We start from the raw sequence: 20566 nt of genomic DNA, 5'->3' as shown, positions 1-20566 counted from the left end.
CATCGAGGAAAGGGTTTGGTCTTTGTGCCTTTCACTCTTATCGCTCAAGGAATCATACAACCTTGCAACAGGTTAGCACCTTGGTTGTCTCACTCAGTTGAACATAATAAATAACAGAGAAACCGGTTGCTGGGCTTCATAGGGCCTGTCCCTCCGCCAGCTCGGGATAAGAGTATCCGCTCAATGAAATATCTTATCGTAAAAGGGTTTGCAATGTCAATATGATTCAGAAGAAATAGGCACCTATATTGAGGGAAAACAATGGAAATGCACACACAAAAAATAATAAATAGTATAGACTATTTGAAAATATATGTTATACTAATTCACAATTAGCAAAACACAAAAAACGATAAAGGAAGGTTTCATATGAACTCAGTTGATTTGACCGCTGATTTACAAGCCTTATTAACATGTCCAAATGTGCGTCATAATTTATCTGCAGCACAGCTAACAGAAAAAGTCCTCTCCCGAAACGAAGGCATTTTAACATCCACAGGTGCTGTTCGCGCGACAACAGGCGCTTACACAGGACGCTCACCTAAAGATAAATTCATCGTGGAGGAAGAAAGCACGAAAAATAAGATCGATTGGGGCCCGGTGAATCAGCCGATTTCAGAAGAAGCGTTTGAGCGGCTGTACACGAAAGTTGTCAGCTATTTAAAGGAGCGAGATGAACTGTTTGTTTTCGAAGGATTTGCCGGAGCAGACGAGAAATACAGGCTGCCAATCACTGTCGTAAATGAGTTCGCATGGCACAATTTATTTGCGCGGCAGCTGTTTATCCGTCCGGAAGGAAATGATAAGAAAACAGTTGAGCAGCCGTTCACCATTCTTTCTGCTCCGCATTTCAAAGCGGATCCAAAAACAGACGGCACTCATTCCGAAACGTTTATTATTGTCTCTTTCGAAAAGCGGACGATCTTAATCGGCGGAACTGAGTATGCCGGTGAAATGAAGAAGTCCATTTTCTCCATTATGAATTTCCTGCTGCCTGAAAGAGATATTTTATCTATGCACTGCTCCGCCAATGTCGGTGAAAAAGGCGATGTCGCCCTTTTCTTCGGACTGTCAGGAACAGGCAAGACCACCCTGTCGGCAGATGCTGACCGCAAGCTGATCGGTGACGATGAACATGGCTGGTCTGATACAGGCGTCTTTAATATTGAAGGCGGGTGCTACGCTAAGTGCATTCATTTAAGCGAGGAAAAGGAGCCGCAAATCTTTAACGCGATCCGCTTCGGGTCTGTTCTCGAAAATGTCGTTGTGGATGAAGATACACGCGAAGCCAATTATGATGATTCCTTCTATACTGAAAACACGCGGGCAGCTTACCCGATTCATATGATTGACAACATCGTGACTCCAAGCATGGCCGGCCATCCGTCAGCAATTGTATTTTTGACGGCTGATGCCTTCGGAGTCCTGCCGCCGATCAGCAAACTAACGAAGGAGCAGGCGATGTACCATTTCTTGAGCGGTTACACGAGTAAGCTTGCCGGAACCGAACGTGGTGTCACGTCTCCTGAAACGACGTTTTCTACATGCTTCGGCTCACCGTTCCTGCCGCTTCCTGCTCACGTCTATGCTGAAATGCTCGGCAAAAAGATCGATGAACACGGCGCAGACGTTTTCTTAGTCAATACCGGCTGGACCGGGGGCGGCTACGGCACAGGCGAACGAATGAAGCTTTCTTACACGAGAGCAATGGTCAAAGCAGCGATTGAAGGCAAATTAGAGGATGCTGAAATGATAACTGACGATATTTTCGGCCTGCACATTCCGGCCCATGTTCCTGGCGTTCCTGATCATATCCTTCAGCCTGAAAACACGTGGACCAACAAGGAAGAATACAAAGAAAAAGCAGTCTACCTTGCAAATGAATTCAAAGAGAACTTTAAAAAGTTCGCACATACCGATGCCATCGCCCAGGCAGGCGGCCCTCTCGTATAAAAAACAAAAGCCAAGAGCAATTGTGCTCTTGGCTTGTTTTAATTGACGGAATGCAAAGAAGTCAGCTTGTATGTAATGATGGTCCGGCCTTCTTCCCATTGAAGCTTCTGCACTTCAGCTGTGCCTGACTTTTCGCCAAACTTTGTTTTGCGTACATCCATTGGAATCTCCATCGGATATACTCGGTATCCGTCCTTCTCTAACGTGAATATATTTTCATCTATGCGAACTTCTTTTCCTTTTGTCACAATCAGTGTATTAAATTCAACAGGCATTCCCAAAGTGAAATCCCCTTTCGTTCTCTTTTTTCTTTATCATAACATATTTCACTGTCAGCGGTTTTTCATCCATTGTGTGAGCTGCCGCACGATACGCCGGTTTTCTTTTGGCGGGAAATAATGTGTGAATGTACTGTAGTACCACGTCTCCACCGACTTATGCAGTTGTTTTAGCTTCTCTTCTAATAAATAGGAATGCTGAATCGAAACATTTTGGTCTTTTTCTCCATGGATTAACAGCACGGGAGCCTGAATTTTGTTTACTTGGTCAAACGGTGTCCTCCATTGATATTCCTCAGGCACCTTTTTCGGTGTTCCGCCGATGACTCTTTTCATCATTCGCCGCAAATCCTGCCGCTCCTCGTATGTAAGAATCATATCACTGACGCCTCCCCAGGAAACAAATGAAGCTGCCTGCCCGCCCATTTCGATCGCAGTGAGCATTCCCATAATTCCACCGCGGGAAAAACCGAAGATGTGGATTCTATCCTTCTTGACATTTGGGTGCTGCTGAAGCAGGCGAAAAGCAGAAAATGCATCCTCCCTGTCTTCTCCGGCAAAATCCTCATTGCCTTCTCCTCCTTGATTGCCTCTGTAAAAAGGAGCAAACACCACAAACCCTTGGGATGCAAACTGGATAATCCGGCCCGGCCGAACCATGCCCACGCTTTTAATCCCGCCGCGCAAATATAAAAATCCGTCATATTGTCCCGGTTCCGCCGGCTCAGCCAGAAGCCCCTTAACCCGTAATCCATTTGACAGATAGCAGATCGTATACAAACGCACATGCTGGCTTGGCGACGGAAATCTTCTTTTCTCTACAATCAAAACAGCCGCCTCCTTTTTTTTTTCTATATGCTTTCCTTACTCCAAAATTACATCCGGAGAACCTGGTTAGGCATTCACACATTTTTATACCCATCATACGATATGTAAAGCAAAAAAGGATATTAACTTGATGCGAAATAAGGAGGTTGTCTATGTGAACAGATGGTTAAGGCTGGGCTTCGCCTGTGTCGGCAGTATCTTTCTGATGTTCGCCCTGGCGGCTTGCAAGCAGGAAGAAACGCTCACAAAAGTCAAAGTAGCTGAAGTGACCCATTCAATTTTTTACGCACCTTTATATGTTGCTGAGTCTAAAGGTTTTTTTAAGGAAGAAGGGCTTGATGTCGATGTGAATACGACCTGGGGCGGAGACAAAACGATGACATCGCTTCTTTCCAACGGCTCCGACATCGCGCTTGTCGGGTCAGAAACATCTATTTATGTCGAAGCGCAAGGGGCTAAAGATCCCGTCATTAATTTCGCCCAGCTGACTCAGACAGACGGAACGTTTCTTGTCGCGAGAGAAGATGTTGAACACTTCGACTGGGATCAGCTGAAAGGAAAAACGTTTCTCGGTCAGCGAAAAGGCGGCATGCCGCAAATGGTCGGCGAGTATGTACTGAACAAACATAAGATTGACCCGCATAAGGATATAGACCTCATCCAGAACATAGACTTCGCCAATATTGCCAATGCGTTTGCTTCTGGAACCGGTGAGTATGTACAGCTCTTTGAACCGCAGGCTTCTCTCTTTGAGAAAAAAGGCATCGGCCATATCGTGGCTTCATTCGGAGAAGAATCAGGAGAGGTTCCTTATACGACTTTTATGGCGAAAAAAAGCTATTTGAAGAAAAATGAAGACACAGCCGTCAAGTTTACAAAAGCCATTTATAAGGCGCAGCAGTGGGTTGAAAATCATTCTGCGAAGGACATCACAGATGCCATTAAAGATGAATTTGATGATACCGACCCAGACGTCATCGAAACATCCATTGAACGCTATAAAAAACAGCATTCATATTCGCCAGACCCTCTGCTTAACGAAAAAGAATGGGAGCTTCTCCAAACCATTATGGATCAATCGGGAGAACTGCCGAAGCACATTCCATACAATCAGCTTGTAAATAAACATATTGCTGAAAAAGTCACCTCGGAGAAATAGGAGGCGCCATCTATGTCTTTCTTACATGTCGACCATGTAACCCATACTTATTTTTCTATTAAAGAAAAAACAACGGCTGTGCGGGATATTCATTTCGATGCCGAAAAAGGTGATTTCATCTCATTTCTCGGCCCAAGCGGCTGCGGAAAAACAACACTGCTTTCCATTATTGCCGGTTTGATTGAGCCATCAGAAGGCAGAGTTCTGATTGAAGGCCGTGAGCCGAATCAAAAAGAACATAATATTGGCTATATGCTTCAGCAGGATTACTTATTTCCCTGGAAATCTATCGAGGAAAATGTGCTTCTCGGTTTAAAAATCGCCGACACGCTGACAGAAGAAAGCAAAGCCGCTGCACTCGGTCTATTGCCGGAGTTCGGCCTCATAGATGTGGAGAAAAAATATCCGAAAGAGCTGTCAGGCGGGATGCGCCAGCGGGCTGCTCTTGCAAGAACACTTGCGCCTAACCCTAGTCTGCTTTTGCTGGATGAGCCATTTTCCGCGCTTGATTTTCAGACAAAGCTGTCTTTGGAAAACCTGGTATTCCGCACATTAAAGGAATACCAAAAAACAGCAGTGCTTGTCACTCATGATATAGGGGAAGCGATAGCAATGAGCGATACGATCTTTTTATTTTCAAATCAGCCGGGCACCATCCATCAGATTTTTACCATTCCTAAGGAATTGGCCGCGATGTTGCCTTTTGACGCCCGTCAGGAACCTTCCTTCCAGACACTGTTTCAAACGATATGGAAGGAGCTGAATTCTCTTGAGAAACAGCAAAGAAACCATTGATCTGCTTCACGAGCAGTATCAATTCAAACAGAAAAAGGAAAAGTGGAAGGTCCATTCCTTTCAGCTTGCCATATTTATTCTCTTTTTCTCGGGCTGGGAAACCTCCAGCAGGCAGGGCTGGATCGATCCGCTGATCTTCAGCTCTCCCTCAGCTGTGTGGCGATTATTGCTGGAGAAACTTGGTGACGGTTCTTTACTGTCACACATCGGCGTCACTTTATTTGAAACGGTGCTTGGCTTTTTGCTTGGGACGTTTATGGGCACGTGCCTCGCCGCTTTGTTATGGTGGTCTAACCGACTTGCCAGAATTTTAGATCCGTATCTTGTGATTTTGAATGCAATGCCGAAAGTGGCCCTGGGCCCGATCCTGATTGTCGCGCTCGGTCCCAGTTTTATCAGCATCATTGCGATGGGAGCCATCATCAGCGTCATTATCACAACCATCGTTGTCTACACCGCCTTCCAAGAGGTCGACGAAAACTATACGAAAGTCATGAAAACATTCGGCGCAAAAAAGTGGGTTATTTTTAAAGAAGTCATACTGCCTGCATCCTCCCCCGCGATTATTTCAACACTAAAAGTGAACGTCGGTTTATCATGGGTTGGCGTCATTGTAGGGGAATTCCTCGTTTCGAAGGTCGGATTAGGATATATGATTATTTACGGATTCCAAGTCTTCAATTTTACACTCGTCTTCTTAAGCCTGCTGATCATCGCCATCTTCGCCACTCTGATGTATCAGGGCGTCGAGCTGCTGGAAAAGAAATGGACGAAGGGGAGGACATAAAAAACCCGGCATATATGCCGGGTTTTTTATTCAATCCATCCAGATTCTTTCAGTTTTTTCAAACTGATCGGAAGAACGGAATCCTTCATAATAAAGCTGAATTTTTTATTGCGGGAAAGGTTCTCCGGCAGCTCGTGAAACAAAACCGGGCCTTTCGTTTCAAAGTAATCAGCCTGCTTTTCAAGCTTTTCTATATCTGCAAAATATATATTTTTCACAATCACTTTTTCTTTTCCGAGAACTTTATACTGTCCGAGATACTTGAGGCTTTTGACTCTCGCGCCCGTCTCTTCCTTTACTTCCCGGAGCGCAGCCTCTTCTGCGCACTCCATCGGTTCTACTTTCCCGCCTGGAAACTCATAGCCTCTGTCCTCATGTTCTGTTAAAAGCCATTTGCCGCCAAAACGGCAAATCACCCAGACATGCTTCGGGCTGTCCGAGAAAGGCTGATCGTCAAAGGAAAGCTGAACAGTATTCTGATAATAATCTTTAAACTCGTACATGTTTATCCCTCAAATCCGTTCCTAGCTATCTTCCATACATCATACCACAGTTACGTTTCTTCGGAAGCCTTTTATCAAAAAATAAGGGACCCAGTACGCCGTCAGGTTCTGCATGCAGACTAGCTCGTACAGTTTTTTTGCGATACTTTTGCCGGAAAGTGTGACCGACGCTCTGGGCTTTATTATGACCCGCGAACAGGGAAAAGTTACGGTTTGCGCTTAAATTTATTTTTTAACGTTTCTAAAAGATCGACAAGCATCTGAGGAACCGGTATGCCAAGAGAACTGGCTGTCACAACAATTTGCACAGATTCATAAAGAATATAAAACATAATAGCCAAGTCACGAATTGATCCCTGTGTATTCAGCAGCTGATCAAAAAAGTGGCATACAGAGATCAGAGCCAGCGTGACTAATTTTTTGACAAGCCGGGCAAATACCTTTTTAAATGACAGTTTGTGAATAATGGTTTCCTTCAAAGTCGTACTGATAAATTCAATTGCCATAAGAGAGAGCAAAATCAGAAATGAATACTGAAAACCTCCAAAGAAAAAACCCGCTGCTGAAACGCTGACTGCTAAAAACGAAAAGATGCCAAAGTCTCTACCCATTTATCCCAACATCCTTTCACAGAAACGGCCTTACGATATTCTATGGAAAACAAGCCGACCGGATTGGATTTTTCAGAAAAATGGACTGGTTGTCGCCTATTTTTCAGATACAAAAAGAAAAGCCGGACGTCTTTTTTAAGACATCCGGCCGTTCTTTTACCCTAGGTAAGCTTTTAGCATCCAGTTATGTTTTTCAATATTTTGATGGATCGCAAGAAGCATGTCCCCTGTTGTTTCGTCACCGACTTCATCAGCTAAATCCATGCCGTTTTTCAGCTCTTCCGCGATGACTGTGAAATCATCATATACGCTTTGAACCATTTGTTCAGCCGTTTCATTTCCAGCCGCCTCTTTGACAGAAGCCGTTTCTAAAGATTCCTTCATTGTTGCAATCGGTTTTCCGTTCAGCGCCAAAAGACGTTCTGCTAAGTCATCAATATAAGTTGCCGTTTCGTTGTACAGCTCCTCAAACTTTTCATGAAGAGTGAAGAAATCTTTTCCTTTCACATACCAGTGATAATTATGTAGTTTCACATACATGACCGTCCAGTTGGCTACTTGTTTGTTCACTGCTTGAATCAATTGTTCTGACATGGTATCTCCTCCTTGTTATATGACTATGTATACCCTTAATATCGTACGCTAAAACCTCTTTTTTACCCTTATCTGTCACGATTTCTTCTATTATGCTACAATTGTTAAAAAACGGGAGGTGGAATGTCATGACGCTTCTCATTACGATAAGTATTTTGATTGTGCTGGCTGTTTTGCTTGTAACCATTTGGACGACTGTAAAAGCCTATAATGTAAAGCATACCATTGATCCACCACAAGAAAATCACTCTGATTCACACAATCAATGATGATGTGAATGCTCCTCTTCTGACTGATTGCTGGCAGCATCGGCGTCTCCGACTTGGACTTTTAAGGTCGGCATGCTATGCTGTTTTTTTGCTGTGACATGGGATTGGACAGTGTATACACCATCTTCCTTAAACGTCGTTTCCAATCGGTATACGCCTTTTTCTTGTTTCGCCTTAAACATTTGGCTTGCGTCTTTTTCCCCTTCTTTCCATACTTCAAACTCTACTTCATCGGCATCCGTCACAGCTTCATCACCATATGATACGGCTGCTTCATAAGCAGCGCTTTCTCCGGGATTTACTTTTTCAGGCCCGGTCAGCTTGACATCCAAAACCTCGGGCGTCTCAGCTGTATTTGCTTTGCTTTCACCAGATCCGCATCCATTAAGCAATAAAGCAGAAAAAAGCAGAACAACCAACATCTTTTTCATGCCATCACCCTTTCATCGTTTACCTAAATAGTAGCAAACGCTTACAGCAAATGGTACATAAAATATGAGACGTCACAAAAAAGACCTTTTTGCTTATGCGCAAAAAGGTCCTTTCTATTTTAGCCAAATACTTTTAGCAATTCTTCTTTATCCTGTGAAAGCCAGAAACGCATTAAACGTTTAGCGCCTTCCAGATCATGAAGCTTCGCTTGGCCGCACTGCTTTTCATTCGCAGCTGGTATTTCTGTAATCTCTACCGCTTCCTTCATTGTGTCTTCAAGCAGATCAACGATTTCCGCTGATGTCGGCTCTCCGCTCACAACTAGATAATAGCCTGTCTGGCAGCCCATTGGAGAAATATCAATGATATCAAAATGATCGTATTTCTCAGCGTGAGAACGAATCGTAAACGCGAGCAAATGCTCGAGTGTGTGAATGGTGTCAGGCTTCATCGCCTGTTTATTTGGCTGGCAAAAACGAATGTCAAATTTATTTACAACGCCGTCTGTTCCCACTTTATGCACGCCGCAATGTCTTACATATGGAGCAACAACCGCATTATGATCAAGCTCAAAACTTTCTACTGAAGGCATAATGGCACTCTCCCTTTTTTAAAAATGTAATTTCATTATAACATACTTTTCCGATAAGAATTATTGATTAACTTTTCAATCTGTGTTTTTTTTCTTATACTTGCATCAGAAAGGTTGCTGAAGAAACATGAAAACCCTATTCATCGCTCTGATCAGAGGATATCAAAAATTCATCTCGCCCCTGACACCGCCAACGTGCCGCTTTTATCCGACCTGTTCCCAATATGGAATCGAAGCGATTAAAACACATGGGGCTTTAAAAGGCGGCTGGCTGACAATCAAACGGATTTTGAAATGCCACCCGTTCCATCCGGGAGGGGTCGATCCCGTTCCTGAAAAGAAACACAAACATTAAGCGTTATAGCCATTTACGACAAGATCCAGTTTTCCTGTGTCAGGATCAATAACCAAGCCGTGGACTGGAACGTTTTCCGGGAACAGCGGATGATGTTTAATGACTTCTACGCTGTCTTTCACGCTTGCTTCTACTGAATCAAAGCTTTTAAACCATTGATCAAAATCAACACCGGAGTACTTTAATGTTTCGATGCGTTCTTCCGGAATTCCTCTTTCTTTGATTCTATCAAGCATGCTTTCGCTGCTGATTTTGCTCATGCCGCAATCGTGATGTCCGATCACACATACCTCATCGGCGTTCAGCTCGTACACTGCGACGAGTAAACTTCTCATGATGCTTCCGAATGGGTGTGTCACAAGCGCACCGGCACTTTTAATGATTTTCACATCGCCGTTTCGCATATTCATTGAATGCGGCAGCAGTTCAACCAGACGAGTGTCCATGCAAGAAAGAATCGCCATTTTTTTATCGGGGAATTTTGACGTTTTATACTTTTCATACTCTCTTTGTTCAGTAAATGTCTTGTTAAATTCGAGAATATCATTTAGAAGACTCATGTTCGTTGTCCCTTTCTATTCTTTTTACTCTTCAATATATCACAACACTTGTTTATTCGTCATAATAAAAAAAGACAAACCCTCAGGTCTGCCTTATTTCCCCATGTTATAGCGTTTTTTGAACTGCTCAACTCGTCCGCCTTTTTCATTGAATTTCTGGCGGCCTGTATAAAACGGATGCGTGTCAGAGCTTACTTCTACTTTAATGACGGGATATGTGTTGCCGTCTTCCCACTCTGCTGTTTCATTAGATGTTTTAGTAGAGGTGCTTAGAAAACGGTAGCCGCTGTTGACATCCTGAAATATCACTTTGTGGTTCTTTGGATGAATTCCTTCTTTCATGCGTATCTCCTTTCATCAAATCGTAATAATTACGTTTTATTTTATAACGTCACAAACGTTTTGTCAATCTTCTTACATCCTTCCCTCTGTTCTTTCATCGTAAACTCATGGCATTTAAGAATAGGAAGAATAATCTAACCGAGGAAGCAAATAATAAACCTAAAATACATAAAGAACGTCATTTGAGAAAGGTGGTTTACGATTGTGGATGATTTAGTTTTGGCCAGAAGCCTTTTTGGCACGACAATGGGCTTTCATATCATTTTCGCAACGCTTGGAGTCGGTCTGCCGCTCATGATTTTAGTGGCGGAATTGATCTATCAAAAAACGAAAGATGACCATTATGCGATCATGGCGAAAAGGTGGACGAAAGCACAAGCCGTTTTACTGGGAGTCGCCATACCGACCGGAACGATCGCGGGCACTCAGCTCGCGCTTTTATGGCCGGGATTTATGGAAGTCATCGGCCGGGTCATGTCCCTGCCGTTTCAAATTGAAATCTATGCTTTTTTTGTTGAAGCCCTTTTCATGTCGATTTATGTATACGCAGCAGACCGCTTATCACCTGCAATGAGGATTGTTGCTGTTTTCTTTGTGTTAGTCGGGGCCGCAGCATCCGCTGTTCTGATCACGAATGTTCACGCTTTTGAAGGAACGCCCGCCGGTTTTAAAATTTTAAACGGAAAAATTACAGATGTTGACCCGTGGGCTGCGTTTTTTAATCCTAGCTTTTTTATCACTGCCGGCCATGTCGTACTGTCCGCGTTTATGACCGGTGCGTTTATCGTGGCTTCTGTTGCGGCGTATAAAATGATCCGGACGAGGAAAAAGGAAAAGGTCTATCGCTTTCACCGGAAAGCCCTTTTGCTCGCACTGACGATCGGCGGTATTTTTTCATTGCTGACCGCTTTGAACGGACACGAATCTGCACAGATGCTGTACGAATACCAGCCCGAAAAATTAGCCGGTGCGGAAGGCCTGTTTGAAACAAGATCCCACGCCCCGCTCGCTATCGGCGGTTTTACCGACCCGAATGAAGAAAAAGTAAAATGGGCAATCGAGATTCCATGGGCTTTAAGCTTTTTGGCAGCGAACCGTTTTGACACTGTTGTAAAAGGATTAAATGCATTTCCGAGAGATGAATGGCCGCCGCTTTTCATTCACACGCTGTTTAATGCGATGGTCGGTGTAGGCATGCTGCTAATTCTTTATTCCATTATCGGTGTGGTCTGGAGAAAGGTGCTCAAGAAAGACCGTTTCCCAACGTGGCTTTTGGTCATTTTCATGACAGCAGGCCCTTTTAGTCTCATCGGCATTGAATTCGGCTGGATTTTCGCATGTACAGGGAGGCAGCCTTGGGTCATCTATCATCTGCTGAAAACGTCAGATGTCGTAACAACGACTGGCTCGATCGGGGTGCTGTTCTTATTTTTCACATTTGTTTATGCCGTGTTAGGCGCAGCTGTCGTCTACGTGCTGCTGTATTATTTCCGCAAGCACCCGGTTGACGAAGATTTAAATACAGCGGAGTCGTAATGGCTCCGCAAACAGGAAACCAAATGGAAGGAAGATCGTACAAATGGAGATTTCAACTGACGCTCTGATCGCCATCTCAATTATCTGGGGCTTTGTGTTTATTTACGCCGTCATGGCGACAATGGATTTTGGAGCGGGATTTTGGTCTATGATCTATTTAAACAAGGAGCATATGAAGGCCACCGATATTGCGAATCGCTTTTTGTCCCCGACTTGGGAGGTCACAAATGTCTTTATTGTGGCCATCGTCGTGGCGCTTTTCAGTTTTTTCCCCGGCGCGACATTTGTGCTCGGAACCGTTTTATTAATTCCCGGAAGCATGATTTTGCTGCTTTTAGCGATTCGAAGCGGATTTCTCGTTTTTTCAAATACAGCAAAGGAGCGGAAAACGCTAAGATATATTTCCGGCATCTCCGGCTTTATCATTCCTGCTATTTTAATTTTGGTGCTTCCTGTGACACACGGAGGGTTTATAGAAAAAACGGATGGAATCTATAACTTAAATATGTCTAAAATCTTTTCAAGCCCCAACGCCTATTCATTTATCGGGTTTGCGATTTTAAGCACCTTATTTTTGTCCTCGCTGCTGCTTGCAGATGTTTCAAATGTGGCAGAGGAACAGGATGCGTACCGAGCCTACAGAAAAAGCGCCCTGATTACCGGCCCGATTTCACTGTTGTTTGCTGTATGCATCATGGTGACAATGCGGAATGAAGCTAACTGGCTGTACAGCGGAATGCTGAATGATTTTACTTGGATTATTGCATCGTTCATTACATTTGTCATTGCTGGAATCGCCCTTTTTCTGCCTAATAAGAGCTTTGGGCAAAACATTGGAAAACCGCGGCTTGCACTTGTCGCGATTGGGATACAGTATTTTCTCGCAAGCTACGCGTACGGGCGGGCGCATCTTCCGTATATGATTTATCCTGATGTGACAGTCATGTCAGGCTTCACAGAGCCAGCAACGTTCAGGGCGCTGTTTGCGACGTATATCGTTGCATTTATCATTCTATTTCCGGGCTTTTATTTCTTCTGGAAAATGTTTATGCGAGATAAACGCTATATCCGCCAGGAGGAATAGAGGGCAAGCCAGCCGGCTATACTAATCCAGAACCTTTATAAGGAGGGGATGGCATGGAGCAGAAAATTCTATGTGAGGTCAACAACTGTTCTTATTGGGGCAAAGGTAACAAATGCACCGCTGATGCCATTTATGTTGTCAGCCATACTGGTGAAACGGCTGAAAACAGCCGGGAAACAGACTGCAAAACGTTTAAGCCGCATGATTTATAATTAAAAGAAAGAGCTGCATCAGCCAGCTCTTTCTTTTTGCATGTTGAGTGTTCTTAGCTTTTTAGTCATGACCCCGTTTGCAGGTGAAAACAAAAAGGCGCTTGCATAACATACACCTGTCATGGCCGCCATCGCTCCTGAAATAGAAACATTAAGCCACGTTGCGAAGAAATAGCCCATGACCGCCGACAGCCCGCCAATCAACGCGCTGAGAATCAGCATATAAAGAAGCCGGTCTGTCAGCAAATGTGCCGCAGCCGGCGGAACAATCAGCATGGCCACAACCAATACGGCACCAACCGAATCAAAGGAAGCAACAGTCGTCAGGGACAGCATGCCCATTTGCACGTAATGAATGAGCAAAACCGGTATTCCCAAGGCTAAAGCCATTTGAGGATCAAACGAAGCGATTTTAAACTCCTTATAGCACACACTGATCAACACTACGTTTAAAACCAGAACAGATGCCAGCATCCAAAACGCTTTCGGCCCAATATCAACCCCGAATACCGTCACCGTATTCCACGGCACAAAAGCGATTTCTCCCATTAACGAGTGCTCAATATCGAGATGGACATTCGCTCCATACACAGAAAGCAAAATAACCCCGATTGCAAATAAGGATGTAAACACAACTCCTATGGCAGCATCTGATTGAACCCCCTTGCTATGAAGAAGCTGAACCAAGAAAGCCGTTAACAGACCGGTTGCGGCTGCGCCAATAAACATAGAAATCCCATCGAGACTTCCCGTCACTAGAAAAGCGCCGACAATGCCAAGCAACACTGTATGACTGATTGCGTCGGCCAGCATCGCCATGCTTCTCAGCACAAGAAATGTGCCGATCAATCCGCAGCTTACACCGACTAATACACCGGTAGCTATAATCCATGCTTCAAAACTCATTTGCGATCTGTCCCTTCTCGGCATCATGAGACGCTTTTCGACGCTCAGGCATCCGTCCATACAGCTTTAAGAGTGAATAAAGCCGCTCTCTCGTTTCTCTCGGTAAACGGTCCGGGTCAAAGTAGTCCTGATCGGATTCTATATTGGCAAGTTCTATTTCATGCATGAGATACACTTCATACATCCGCTGCTTCAAAGCTGTGTGATAGCCTTTTTCTATCCCTTTGCTTGTGATTTGCCAAATCCCATTTTCGATACGCTCAATGCACCTCTCTTGTTCCAAGTCATTTAATGCCTTAAGGCATAATGAAGGGGATAGGCGTCTTTTCTTTCTTACACTTTCAACAGTTACACAAAGATTATTCTTTTCATACTGTTCATAAATCTCCAAAAGCACTTGCTCCCTGCTTGTTCTGCGCCGCAGCCTCATCAGCCTTATGGCTTTAGCAGCCAATCCCCGCTTAGGCGCGCAAATCATTGAAAAAAGAAAGAGCAGCGTTGCAGATAAGATCATTAATGGCCCTGTCGCCATCCCCTTCATCGTGGTGCTAAGCAGGGTTCCGGCCACGCCGCTGACCCCGCCTGTAATCCCGGCAATGACGATCATCCCGGTTAATCGTTCGGTCCAATATCTCGCAGCTATGGCAGGTGTAATCAGCATAGCCGCCATTAATATCACACCAACAGTCTGAAGCCCAATGACGACAGCACAGACAATCAGACAAGCCAAAAGCCCGTTTAAAAAACGCACCGGGATTCCTAATCCCTTTGCAAACGCGAGATCAAAAGTAATCAATGTAAATTCCTTAAAGAAAACAATACATAGGAGCAGTAGAGCAGCGGATATTCCTGCAATAAGGATGATATCCTGCCTGACCAATGAAGCAGCCTGGCCGAATAAAAAAGAATCAAGCCCGCTTTGGCTTCCCGCCCCCTGTTGCTGAATATATGTCAGCAGAATGATCCCGACGCCAAAAAACACAGAAAGAACAATCCCGATCGCCGAGTCCTCCTTTGTTTTTGAAAGCCGCGGAATCAGCTGAATACAAAACGTTCCGAGCAGTCCGGCGAGCGCCGCACCCAGCAAAAAGAAAGGCAGTGATTTTTGCCCGGTGAACAGAAAAGCGTGACACACTCCCGGCAGAGCTGAATGGGCCATCGCATCGCCGATTAAACTTTGCTTTCTCAGCAGCACAAAGCTGCCCAAAACACCGCTTGCCGTCCCGAGCAAAAGCGTACCGGCCAGCACCCACTGTGTATTCGGATGCTGAAGCTGCAGCCACAAACTTTCAAACATTGCGCTCACTCCTTATGTCCTTCTGCCAGCACTTTATCTTTTAAAAACGTAAGCCTTCCTCCATATGTTTTTTGCAGGTTTTCGATCGTAAAAACGTTTTCCGCCGGTCCGAAAGCGATTTTTCTTAAATGAAGCAGTAAGATCCAATCGAAATAATCCTCGGCGGTCTGCAGGTCATGATGGACGACAAGCACGGTTTTTCCTTTTTCTTTGAGTTCTGCCAACAGCGTCATAATCGCGCGCTCCGTCGCTGCATCGACACCTGCAAACGGTTCATCCATAAAATAAATGTCAGCGTTCTGGCAGAGTGCCCGGGCAAGAAACACCCGCTGCTGCTGGCCGCCTGACAGCTGGCTGATCTGCCTCTTCGCATAATCAAGCATCCCGACTTTTGCTAATGCGGCCTTCGCCATCTCCACATCCGCTTTCTTTGGCCTCTTTAATAAACCGATTCTCCCGTATCTTCCCATTAGGACGACATCGAGCGCGCTTGTGGGGAAATCCCAGTCAACCGAGCCGCGCTGCGGAACATATCCGATTCTGGTCCGCTGATCCTTATATTCTTTGCCGTAAATAGAGATGTCTCCGGAAGCACGGGGCACAAGACCGAGAATCGTTTTGATCAAGGTTGATTTTCCTGCGCCGTTTGGGCCGATAATGCCAATAAGTTTTCCTTCCGGCACCTGCAGCGAAATGTCCTGCAGTACAGGCTTTTTATGATAAGCAACCGTCACATTATCAAGCTCAACAGGGAACATATCCTTCACCTCTTTTCTTTATTTAAGCGCTTTACTAATCGTGTTGATATTGTGGCGGAACATTCCTTCGTATGTGCCTTCTTTTGTGCCCTTTTCACCCATGGCATCCGAATAAAGCTGACCGCCGATTGTGACTGTATGGCCTTTTTCTTTAGCGCCTTCCACCACTGCATTGATTGATTTTTCAGATACACTGCTTTCTACGAACACAGCTTTTATTTGTTTGTCTGTCAGAAGATCAACCAGCTCCTGGACATCCCTTAATCCATAGTCCGAATCTGTGCTGAGTCCCTGCAGGCCTTTTACCTTAAATCCATACTCATTCCCAAAGTACGCAAACGCATCATGAGCAGTCACAAGCACACGGCTTTTCTCCGGAATATGTGCGATCTCCTTACGCGACCACTTATCTAAATATTGCAAATCTTCTTTGTACTCTTTGGCATTTTTCCGAAAGGCATCTGCGTGCTGAGGCATTGCTTTGCTGAATTGCGCTTCAATTTCATCCACCGCATAGATCCATAACGGAATGCTGAACCAGACGTGGGGATCAAACGTCTTGCCTTCCCCCGCGGGAATAAGCTTATTTTTCGGAATGGCCTCAGCTACTGCCGCCGATTGTTTTTGTTCGCCGATTTTTTGGAGGACATCCTCCATTTTCCCTTCCAAATGCAACCCGCTGTACAGAACAACATCGGCAGACATTAATTTTTTCGTGTCACCTTGGGAAGCTTTGTAGAGGTGCGGATCAACCCCCGGTCCCATTAAAGAGGTGACTTTTACATGTTCACCTCCGATGTTTTCTGCTGCATCGGCAATTTGAGATGTTGTCGCTGTCACTTGTAATTGCTGATCAGCGCTTTTTCCGGCTGAATCCGTTCCGCATCCCGTTAAAGCAAAGGTCGCAAAAAGCACTGCTGCCATCAGCCCTCGTCTCATATTTCTCCTCCTCTTTGCCATCAATGTCCGATTGTTTTATCTTATGTTGTCAGTTCTTAGACATGTGACATTAAATTAGCCAAAAGCATGTTTTATTTACACAGGACAAAAAGTTTCCTTTGTGCAAAATTATCGCGTTTGACCATTTTTGTCAAGCTGATTTACATAAAAAAACCGGCTGGGTCAGCAGCCGGTCCAAACGAGAAGGGATGTATTCAACGAACACTTTTACTGTAACAGCACAGTGTCATTTATTCAAAATAGCAAAATGCTTTTTTCTTACCCATGCTGTGTGAAAACATCCATTTTGGTCACATATTTTCGCATAATGTCTTGGTTTACCTCAACCCCTAAACCAGGCTGTTTTGACACAGAAATAAATCCATTATCAATACGAATATCAGGAGTTACAATATCTTCATCCCAATAGCGTGAGGATGAAGATATATCGCCAGGTATTGTGAATTGAGGCAGTGAAGCAAGCGCCACGTTCTGCGCTCTTGATATGCCTGTTTCCAGCATTCCGCCGCACCAAACCTGCATATGATGCTCTTTGCATAAATCATGAATTTTTAAGGCTTCTGTTAAGCCGCCGACACGAGAAGGTTTTATATTAATAATTTTGCAGCTTCCTAGCTCAATCGCCCGTCTCGCATCATCAACTGAACAAATGCTCTCATCAAGGCAAATGGCCGTTTTCAAATGTTTCTGCAGGTGGCGGTGATCAACGATGTCGTCGGATTGAAGGGGCTGCTCAATCATCATTAAATGGTACTCATCAAGCTCCTTTAAACGGCTGATATCCTTCAATTCGTACGAGGAATTGGCATCGGCCATAAGCGGGATGGTTGGGAATCGGCTGCGGATGGCCTTGACCAATTCCACATCCTGCCCAGGCTGAATTTTAATTTTTATTCTTTGATAGCCTTCTTTTTGATAGCTCTCAATTTCCTTCAGCATATCGTCAAGAGGCGCCAGGCCGACTACCACCCCGGCAGGGATTTTATCTCTTGTTCCGCCCAATGCCTCAGCAAGGGATACGCCCTTCTTTTTGGCATAGATATCCCATATAGCCGATTCAAGTCCCGCTTTTGCCATCCGGTTTCCTTTATAACGCGCCAGGCTGTCCGGCACTTCTGAAGGGTGATTGAATTCACGGCCGACGACATTTGGGATAAAAAAATCTTTTAGCATATGCAAACATGTTCCAATGGTTTCCTCGGTGTACCAAGGCGAAGAGAAAGCGGAAACTTCTCCCCAGCCTGTGACACCTGTTGTATCAATGGCTTCCACGATCAGAAATTTACGCTCTTGAAGCGTTTCGATACTGTTTTTAAACGGTTTCTTTAAGTTCATGCTCAAATGGTAAAGCGTGATTTTTTCTATTTCGATCATAGCAGTTCTCCTTTACGCGCATCCTTCAGCTGATTTCGCAAGAGCTTATTAGACGCATTGCGCGGCAGGCGGTCAAGCACATAGAATTTTGCCGGAATTTTATACTTCGCCAAGCGTTCTTTGCAGTAGTCAGTCAATTCTTCTGCGCTCACAGGCGTGTGAAGGACAAGATAGGCGTGAGGCACTTTCCCCCATTTTTTGTCATCAGCCCCTGAAACCCCGGCTTCGGCCACAGCGGGGTGTGAAAGCAGCACTGACTCCACTTCGGCCGGATAAATGTTTTCTCCGCCGGATATGATCAGATCTGAACGTCTGTCTAATACATATAAAAAGCCTTCGCTGTCCAAATAACCAAGATCACCTGTTTTCAGCCAGCCATTTTGAAAAGAGGCTTCGTTTGCGCTCTCCCGGTTAAAATAGCTTTTCATAACATTCGGGCCTTTGACCATGATTTCACCGTGTTCAAACGGTTCACATACCTGTCCGTCCCGCTCTATTTTGATTTCACACGAAAACAGCGGTTTCCCCGCAGATCCGAGCTTTTCCATACTGAATTCCGGCGACAGGGTAACAATTTGCGAGCATGTTTCTGTCATTCCATATGACTGAAAGACAGGGAATCCTTTCTCACGGCATTCCTCAAGCAATGGCAGCGGTGCAGGACCGCCGCCGAGAAGAATGCATCTGATGGATTCAGGGCAGCGGTTTGTTTCTTCCAAAAGACTGGCCAGCATAGTCTGCACCGCAGATATCATTGTCACTTCATGCCTGTTGATAGAATCCAGCACATCGCTTACGGAAAAACGCTGGTGAAGCACCACAGTCATTCCATAGATCACAGATTTAAATAAGGCGGACAATCCGCTGATATGAAAGAGCGGCAATGCGATAAGCCAGCGGTCTTGTTCTGTTATACCCAAATTAAGAGCGGACGACACCGCACTGAAATAATGGTTTCCGAACGTTTGCTGAACTCCCTTGGGCTTTCCTGTCGTACCCGACGTATACATCAGCGTTGCCGTTGCATCCATTTGCATATAAGCCTGGATTTCAATTTCCTCTGCTGCTTCTTTCATCAGTTCATCCACATCAATCGTTTGAACGATGTGTTCATATTCTTTCTTCTCAAAGCTTGAATCTGTCAATAAAAAGCCGGATCCCGAATCCTTCAGCTGAAACAGCCTTTCATGTGTTGACAGCTTCGTATTCAAAAACACCGCCTTAACACCAAGCAAAAAACAAGCGTGAACAGCGTATACCATTTCTGCACGGTTTTGGAGCAAAATAGCCGCAGTATCCCCTTTCCGAACCGAATGAGCGGCAAGCTGTTCCGCCATTCGTTTAGACGCGGCAAATAATTCTGCAAATGTCACGGTTTGATCTCTATAGATGAGAGCGATTCTCTCAGGTGTCAGCTGTGCCCGCTGCATGAGCCAGTTGGGCTGTTCTGTCAGCATGTCATCATCTCCGAGGTAAAATGTCTATATTGAAAAGAAAACAGCTTGGACCGCAAAGTCTCAAGCTGTTGGTTTACTAAGTATTGCTGATCACGGGAAACGAGGGAACTGTCCGAAATCAGGTTTGCGTTTTTCCTTAAAGGAATCACGGCCTTCTTTTGCTTCATCTGTTGTGTAGTAAAGAAGGGTAGCATCCCCTGCAAACTGCTGAATTCCAGCAAGTCCGTCTGTGTCCGCGTTAAACGCAGCTTTAAGAAAGCGCAGTGCGGTCGGGCTTTTTTCAAGCATTTCTTCACACCATTTAATCGTTTCTTCTTCAAGCTGTTCTAAAGGAACGACTGTGTTGACAAGACCCATGTCCAGTGCTTCCTGTGCGTTGTACTGACGGCATAAGTACCAGATTTCACGTGCTTTTTTATGTCCTACAATTCGAGCCAGGTAGCCAGAACCGTAACCTGCATCGAAGCTTCCCACTTTAGGTCCTGTTTGTCCGAAAATTGCGTTGTCCGCAGCAATTGTCAAGTCACATACGATGTGAAGCACATGGCCTCCGCCAATCGCATATCCGGACACCATCGCAACAACCGGTTTCGGGATGACGCGGATTAAACGCTGAAGATCCAATACGTTAAGACGCGGGATCTGGTCGTCTCCTACATATCCACCGTGGCCGCGCACTTTTTGGTCTCCGCCAGAACAAAATGCCTTGTCCCCTGCACCGGCAAGCACGATAACCCCAACGTTTTGGTCGTCTCTTGCGTCAGCAAACGCATCAATCATTTCAGCAACCGTTTTAGGGGTAAACGCATTATGTACCTCAGGTCGGTTGATTGTTATTTTTGCAATGCCATTATACGTTTCATACAATATCTCATCGTATGTCCGTTTTGTTTTCCATTCAGCCATATGATGACCTCCTTTTAT

At 44.9% G+C, this 20566-nt stretch carries 25 protein-coding genes and 1 riboswitch; of the genes, 9 read left to right on the top strand and 16 right to left on the bottom strand.

The window, feature by feature from the left end; genetic code table 11:
- Positions 1–34: 34 nt before the first annotated feature.
- A riboswitch (SAM riboswitch) is annotated at positions 35–173 on the bottom strand.
- Between the two features lie 196 nt (positions 174–369).
- Entirely contained in the window at positions 370–1953 is a 1584-nt protein-coding gene (gene pckA, locus WA279_RS17970; RefSeq protein WP_014480627.1) for a phosphoenolpyruvate carboxykinase (ATP), read from the top strand.
- Positions 1954–1991: 38 nt separating this feature from the next.
- On the opposite strand, the gene WA279_RS17965 is transcribed toward pckA, so the two are convergent.
- Complete coding sequence (locus WA279_RS17965; protein ID WP_004398611.1) at positions 1992–2234, bottom strand: DUF2584 domain-containing protein; 243 nt, start codon at positions 2232–2234, stop codon at positions 1992–1994.
- A gap of 51 nt (positions 2235–2285) precedes the next feature.
- Entirely contained in the window at positions 2286–3059 is a 774-nt protein-coding gene (locus WA279_RS17960; protein ID WP_336156196.1) for an alpha/beta hydrolase family protein, read from the bottom strand.
- A 154-nt stretch (positions 3060–3213) separates the two neighbouring features.
- Here WA279_RS17960 and WA279_RS17955 point away from each other — a divergent pair, with 154 nt between their 5' ends.
- From WA279_RS17955 to WA279_RS17945, 3 genes are read left to right on the top strand one after another with little or no spacing between them, the layout of a single operon-like run.
- Positions 3214–4218, top strand: coding sequence for an ABC transporter substrate-binding protein (locus WA279_RS17955; protein WP_336156195.1), 1005 nt, complete (start codon positions 3214–3216; stop codon positions 4216–4218).
- Between the two features lie 12 nt (positions 4219–4230).
- Positions 4231–5013 (top strand): ABC transporter ATP-binding protein, encoded by a 783-nt coding sequence (locus WA279_RS17950; protein ID WP_003229092.1) that lies wholly within the window; start codon positions 4231–4233, stop codon positions 5011–5013.
- Positions 4988–5800, top strand: a complete 813-nt coding sequence (locus WA279_RS17945) for an ABC transporter permease (protein WP_014477740.1) — start codon at positions 4988–4990, stop codon at positions 5798–5800. The genes WA279_RS17950 and WA279_RS17945 overlap by 26 nt, the downstream gene beginning before the upstream one ends.
- Positions 5801–5826: 26 nt before the next feature.
- Here WA279_RS17945 and ytkD read toward each other — a convergent pair whose 3' ends face one another.
- The 3 genes from ytkD to WA279_RS17930 form a co-directional block, all read right to left on the bottom strand.
- A complete protein-coding gene (ytkD, locus tag WA279_RS17940) occupies positions 5827–6303 on the bottom strand; it encodes an RNA deprotection pyrophosphohydrolase (RefSeq protein WP_003229087.1) in 477 nt (158 codons plus the stop codon).
- A 206-nt stretch (positions 6304–6509) separates the two neighbouring features.
- Positions 6510–6914: a phage holin family protein gene (locus tag WA279_RS17935; RefSeq protein WP_336156193.1), complete on the bottom strand. Its 405-nt coding sequence runs from the start codon at positions 6912–6914 to the stop codon at positions 6510–6512.
- Positions 6915–7070: 156 nt separating this feature from the next.
- Positions 7071–7508, bottom strand: coding sequence for a Dps family protein (locus tag WA279_RS17930; protein ID WP_003229083.1), 438 nt, complete (start codon positions 7506–7508; stop codon positions 7071–7073).
- A gap of 128 nt (positions 7509–7636) precedes the next feature.
- Between WA279_RS17930 and ytzI the strand changes: the two genes are divergently transcribed.
- A complete protein-coding gene (gene ytzI, locus WA279_RS17925) occupies positions 7637–7777 on the top strand; it encodes a YtzI protein (protein WP_003229081.1) in 141 nt (46 codons plus the stop codon).
- On the opposite strand, the gene WA279_RS17920 is transcribed toward ytzI, so the two are convergent.
- Together WA279_RS17920 and WA279_RS17915 are read right to left on the bottom strand one after the other, a co-directional pair.
- Positions 7771–8208 carry a FixH family protein gene (locus WA279_RS17920; protein ID WP_014477743.1) on the bottom strand — a complete coding sequence of 146 codons (438 nt, stop codon included), beginning with the start codon at positions 8206–8208 and terminating at the stop codon, positions 7771–7773. The two genes, ytzI and WA279_RS17920, sit on opposite strands and share 7 nt — an antisense overlap.
- A gap of 119 nt (positions 8209–8327) precedes the next feature.
- Entirely contained in the window at positions 8328–8801 is a 474-nt protein-coding gene (locus WA279_RS17915; protein WP_003219361.1) for an S-ribosylhomocysteine lyase, read from the bottom strand.
- 127 nt (positions 8802–8928) lie between these two features.
- On the opposite strand from WA279_RS17915, the gene yidD reads away from it, so the two are divergent.
- Positions 8929–9156, top strand: a complete 228-nt coding sequence (gene yidD, locus WA279_RS17910) for a membrane protein insertion efficiency factor YidD (RefSeq protein ID WP_014665092.1) — start codon at positions 8929–8931, stop codon at positions 9154–9156.
- Here the strand turns inward: yidD and WA279_RS17905 are convergent.
- Both WA279_RS17905 and WA279_RS17900 read right to left on the bottom strand, forming a co-directional pair.
- A complete protein-coding gene (locus WA279_RS17905) occupies positions 9153–9716 on the bottom strand; it encodes a beta-class carbonic anhydrase (RefSeq protein WP_014665093.1) in 564 nt (187 codons plus the stop codon). The genes yidD and WA279_RS17905 overlap by 4 nt on opposite strands.
- A gap of 93 nt (positions 9717–9809) precedes the next feature.
- The gene (locus WA279_RS17900) at positions 9810–10058 is read right to left on the bottom strand and encodes a type B 50S ribosomal protein L31 (RefSeq protein ID WP_003219346.1); all 249 of its coding nucleotides are present in this window, start codon (positions 10056–10058) and stop codon (positions 9810–9812) included.
- Positions 10059–10262: 204 nt separating this feature from the next.
- Here WA279_RS17900 and WA279_RS17895 point away from each other — a divergent pair, with 204 nt between their 5' ends.
- From WA279_RS17895 to WA279_RS17885, 3 genes are read left to right on the top strand one after another with little or no spacing between them, the layout of a single operon-like run.
- Positions 10263–11594 carry a cytochrome ubiquinol oxidase subunit I gene (locus WA279_RS17895; protein ID WP_003229073.1) on the top strand — a complete coding sequence of 444 codons (1332 nt, stop codon included), beginning with the start codon at positions 10263–10265 and terminating at the stop codon, positions 11592–11594.
- Positions 11595–11637: 43 nt separating this feature from the next.
- Positions 11638–12678, top strand: coding sequence for a cytochrome d ubiquinol oxidase subunit II (locus WA279_RS17890; RefSeq protein WP_014477746.1), 1041 nt, complete (start codon positions 11638–11640; stop codon positions 12676–12678).
- A gap of 53 nt (positions 12679–12731) precedes the next feature.
- Entirely contained in the window at positions 12732–12890 is a 159-nt protein-coding gene (locus tag WA279_RS17885; RefSeq protein WP_003229069.1) for a DUF1540 domain-containing protein, read from the top strand.
- Between the two features lie 18 nt (positions 12891–12908).
- On the opposite strand, the gene mntD is transcribed toward WA279_RS17885, so the two are convergent.
- The 7 genes from mntD to menB form a co-directional block, all read right to left on the bottom strand.
- Entirely contained in the window at positions 12909–13796 is an 888-nt protein-coding gene (mntD, locus tag WA279_RS17880) for a manganese ABC transporter permease MntD (protein WP_283933692.1), read from the bottom strand.
- Positions 13786–15093 (bottom strand): manganese ABC transporter permease MntC, encoded by a 1308-nt coding sequence (gene mntC / locus WA279_RS17875; RefSeq protein ID WP_336156188.1) that lies wholly within the window; start codon positions 15091–15093, stop codon positions 13786–13788. Before mntC ends, mntD begins: the two co-directional genes overlap by 11 nt.
- A gap of 5 nt (positions 15094–15098) precedes the next feature.
- Positions 15099–15851 carry a manganese ABC transporter ATP-binding protein MntB gene (gene mntB, locus WA279_RS17870; protein WP_335388804.1) on the bottom strand — a complete coding sequence of 251 codons (753 nt, stop codon included), beginning with the start codon at positions 15849–15851 and terminating at the stop codon, positions 15099–15101.
- 18 nt (positions 15852–15869) lie between these two features.
- A complete protein-coding gene (gene mntA / locus WA279_RS17865; RefSeq protein WP_046160762.1) occupies positions 15870–16790 on the bottom strand; it encodes a manganese ABC transporter substrate-binding protein/adhesin MntA in 921 nt (306 codons plus the stop codon).
- A gap of 279 nt (positions 16791–17069) precedes the next feature.
- Positions 17070–18185, bottom strand: a complete 1116-nt coding sequence (gene menC, locus WA279_RS17860) for an o-succinylbenzoate synthase (protein ID WP_336156187.1) — start codon at positions 18183–18185, stop codon at positions 17070–17072.
- Positions 18182–19642, bottom strand: coding sequence for an o-succinylbenzoate--CoA ligase (locus WA279_RS17855; RefSeq protein WP_336156186.1), 1461 nt, complete (start codon positions 19640–19642; stop codon positions 18182–18184). Before WA279_RS17855 ends, menC begins: the two co-directional genes overlap by 4 nt.
- Before the next feature lie 90 nt (positions 19643–19732).
- The gene (menB, locus tag WA279_RS17850) at positions 19733–20548 is read right to left on the bottom strand and encodes a 1,4-dihydroxy-2-naphthoyl-CoA synthase (protein WP_003229054.1); all 816 of its coding nucleotides are present in this window, start codon (positions 20546–20548) and stop codon (positions 19733–19735) included.
- Positions 20549–20566 lie beyond the last annotated feature (18 nt).

The sequence above is a fragment of the Bacillus sp. 204(2023) genome (assembly GCF_037027505.1).
Classification (GTDB): Bacteria; Bacillota; Bacilli; order Bacillales; family Bacillaceae; genus Bacillus; species Bacillus subtilis.
This window is presented reverse-complemented; position numbering and strand designations above follow the sequence as displayed.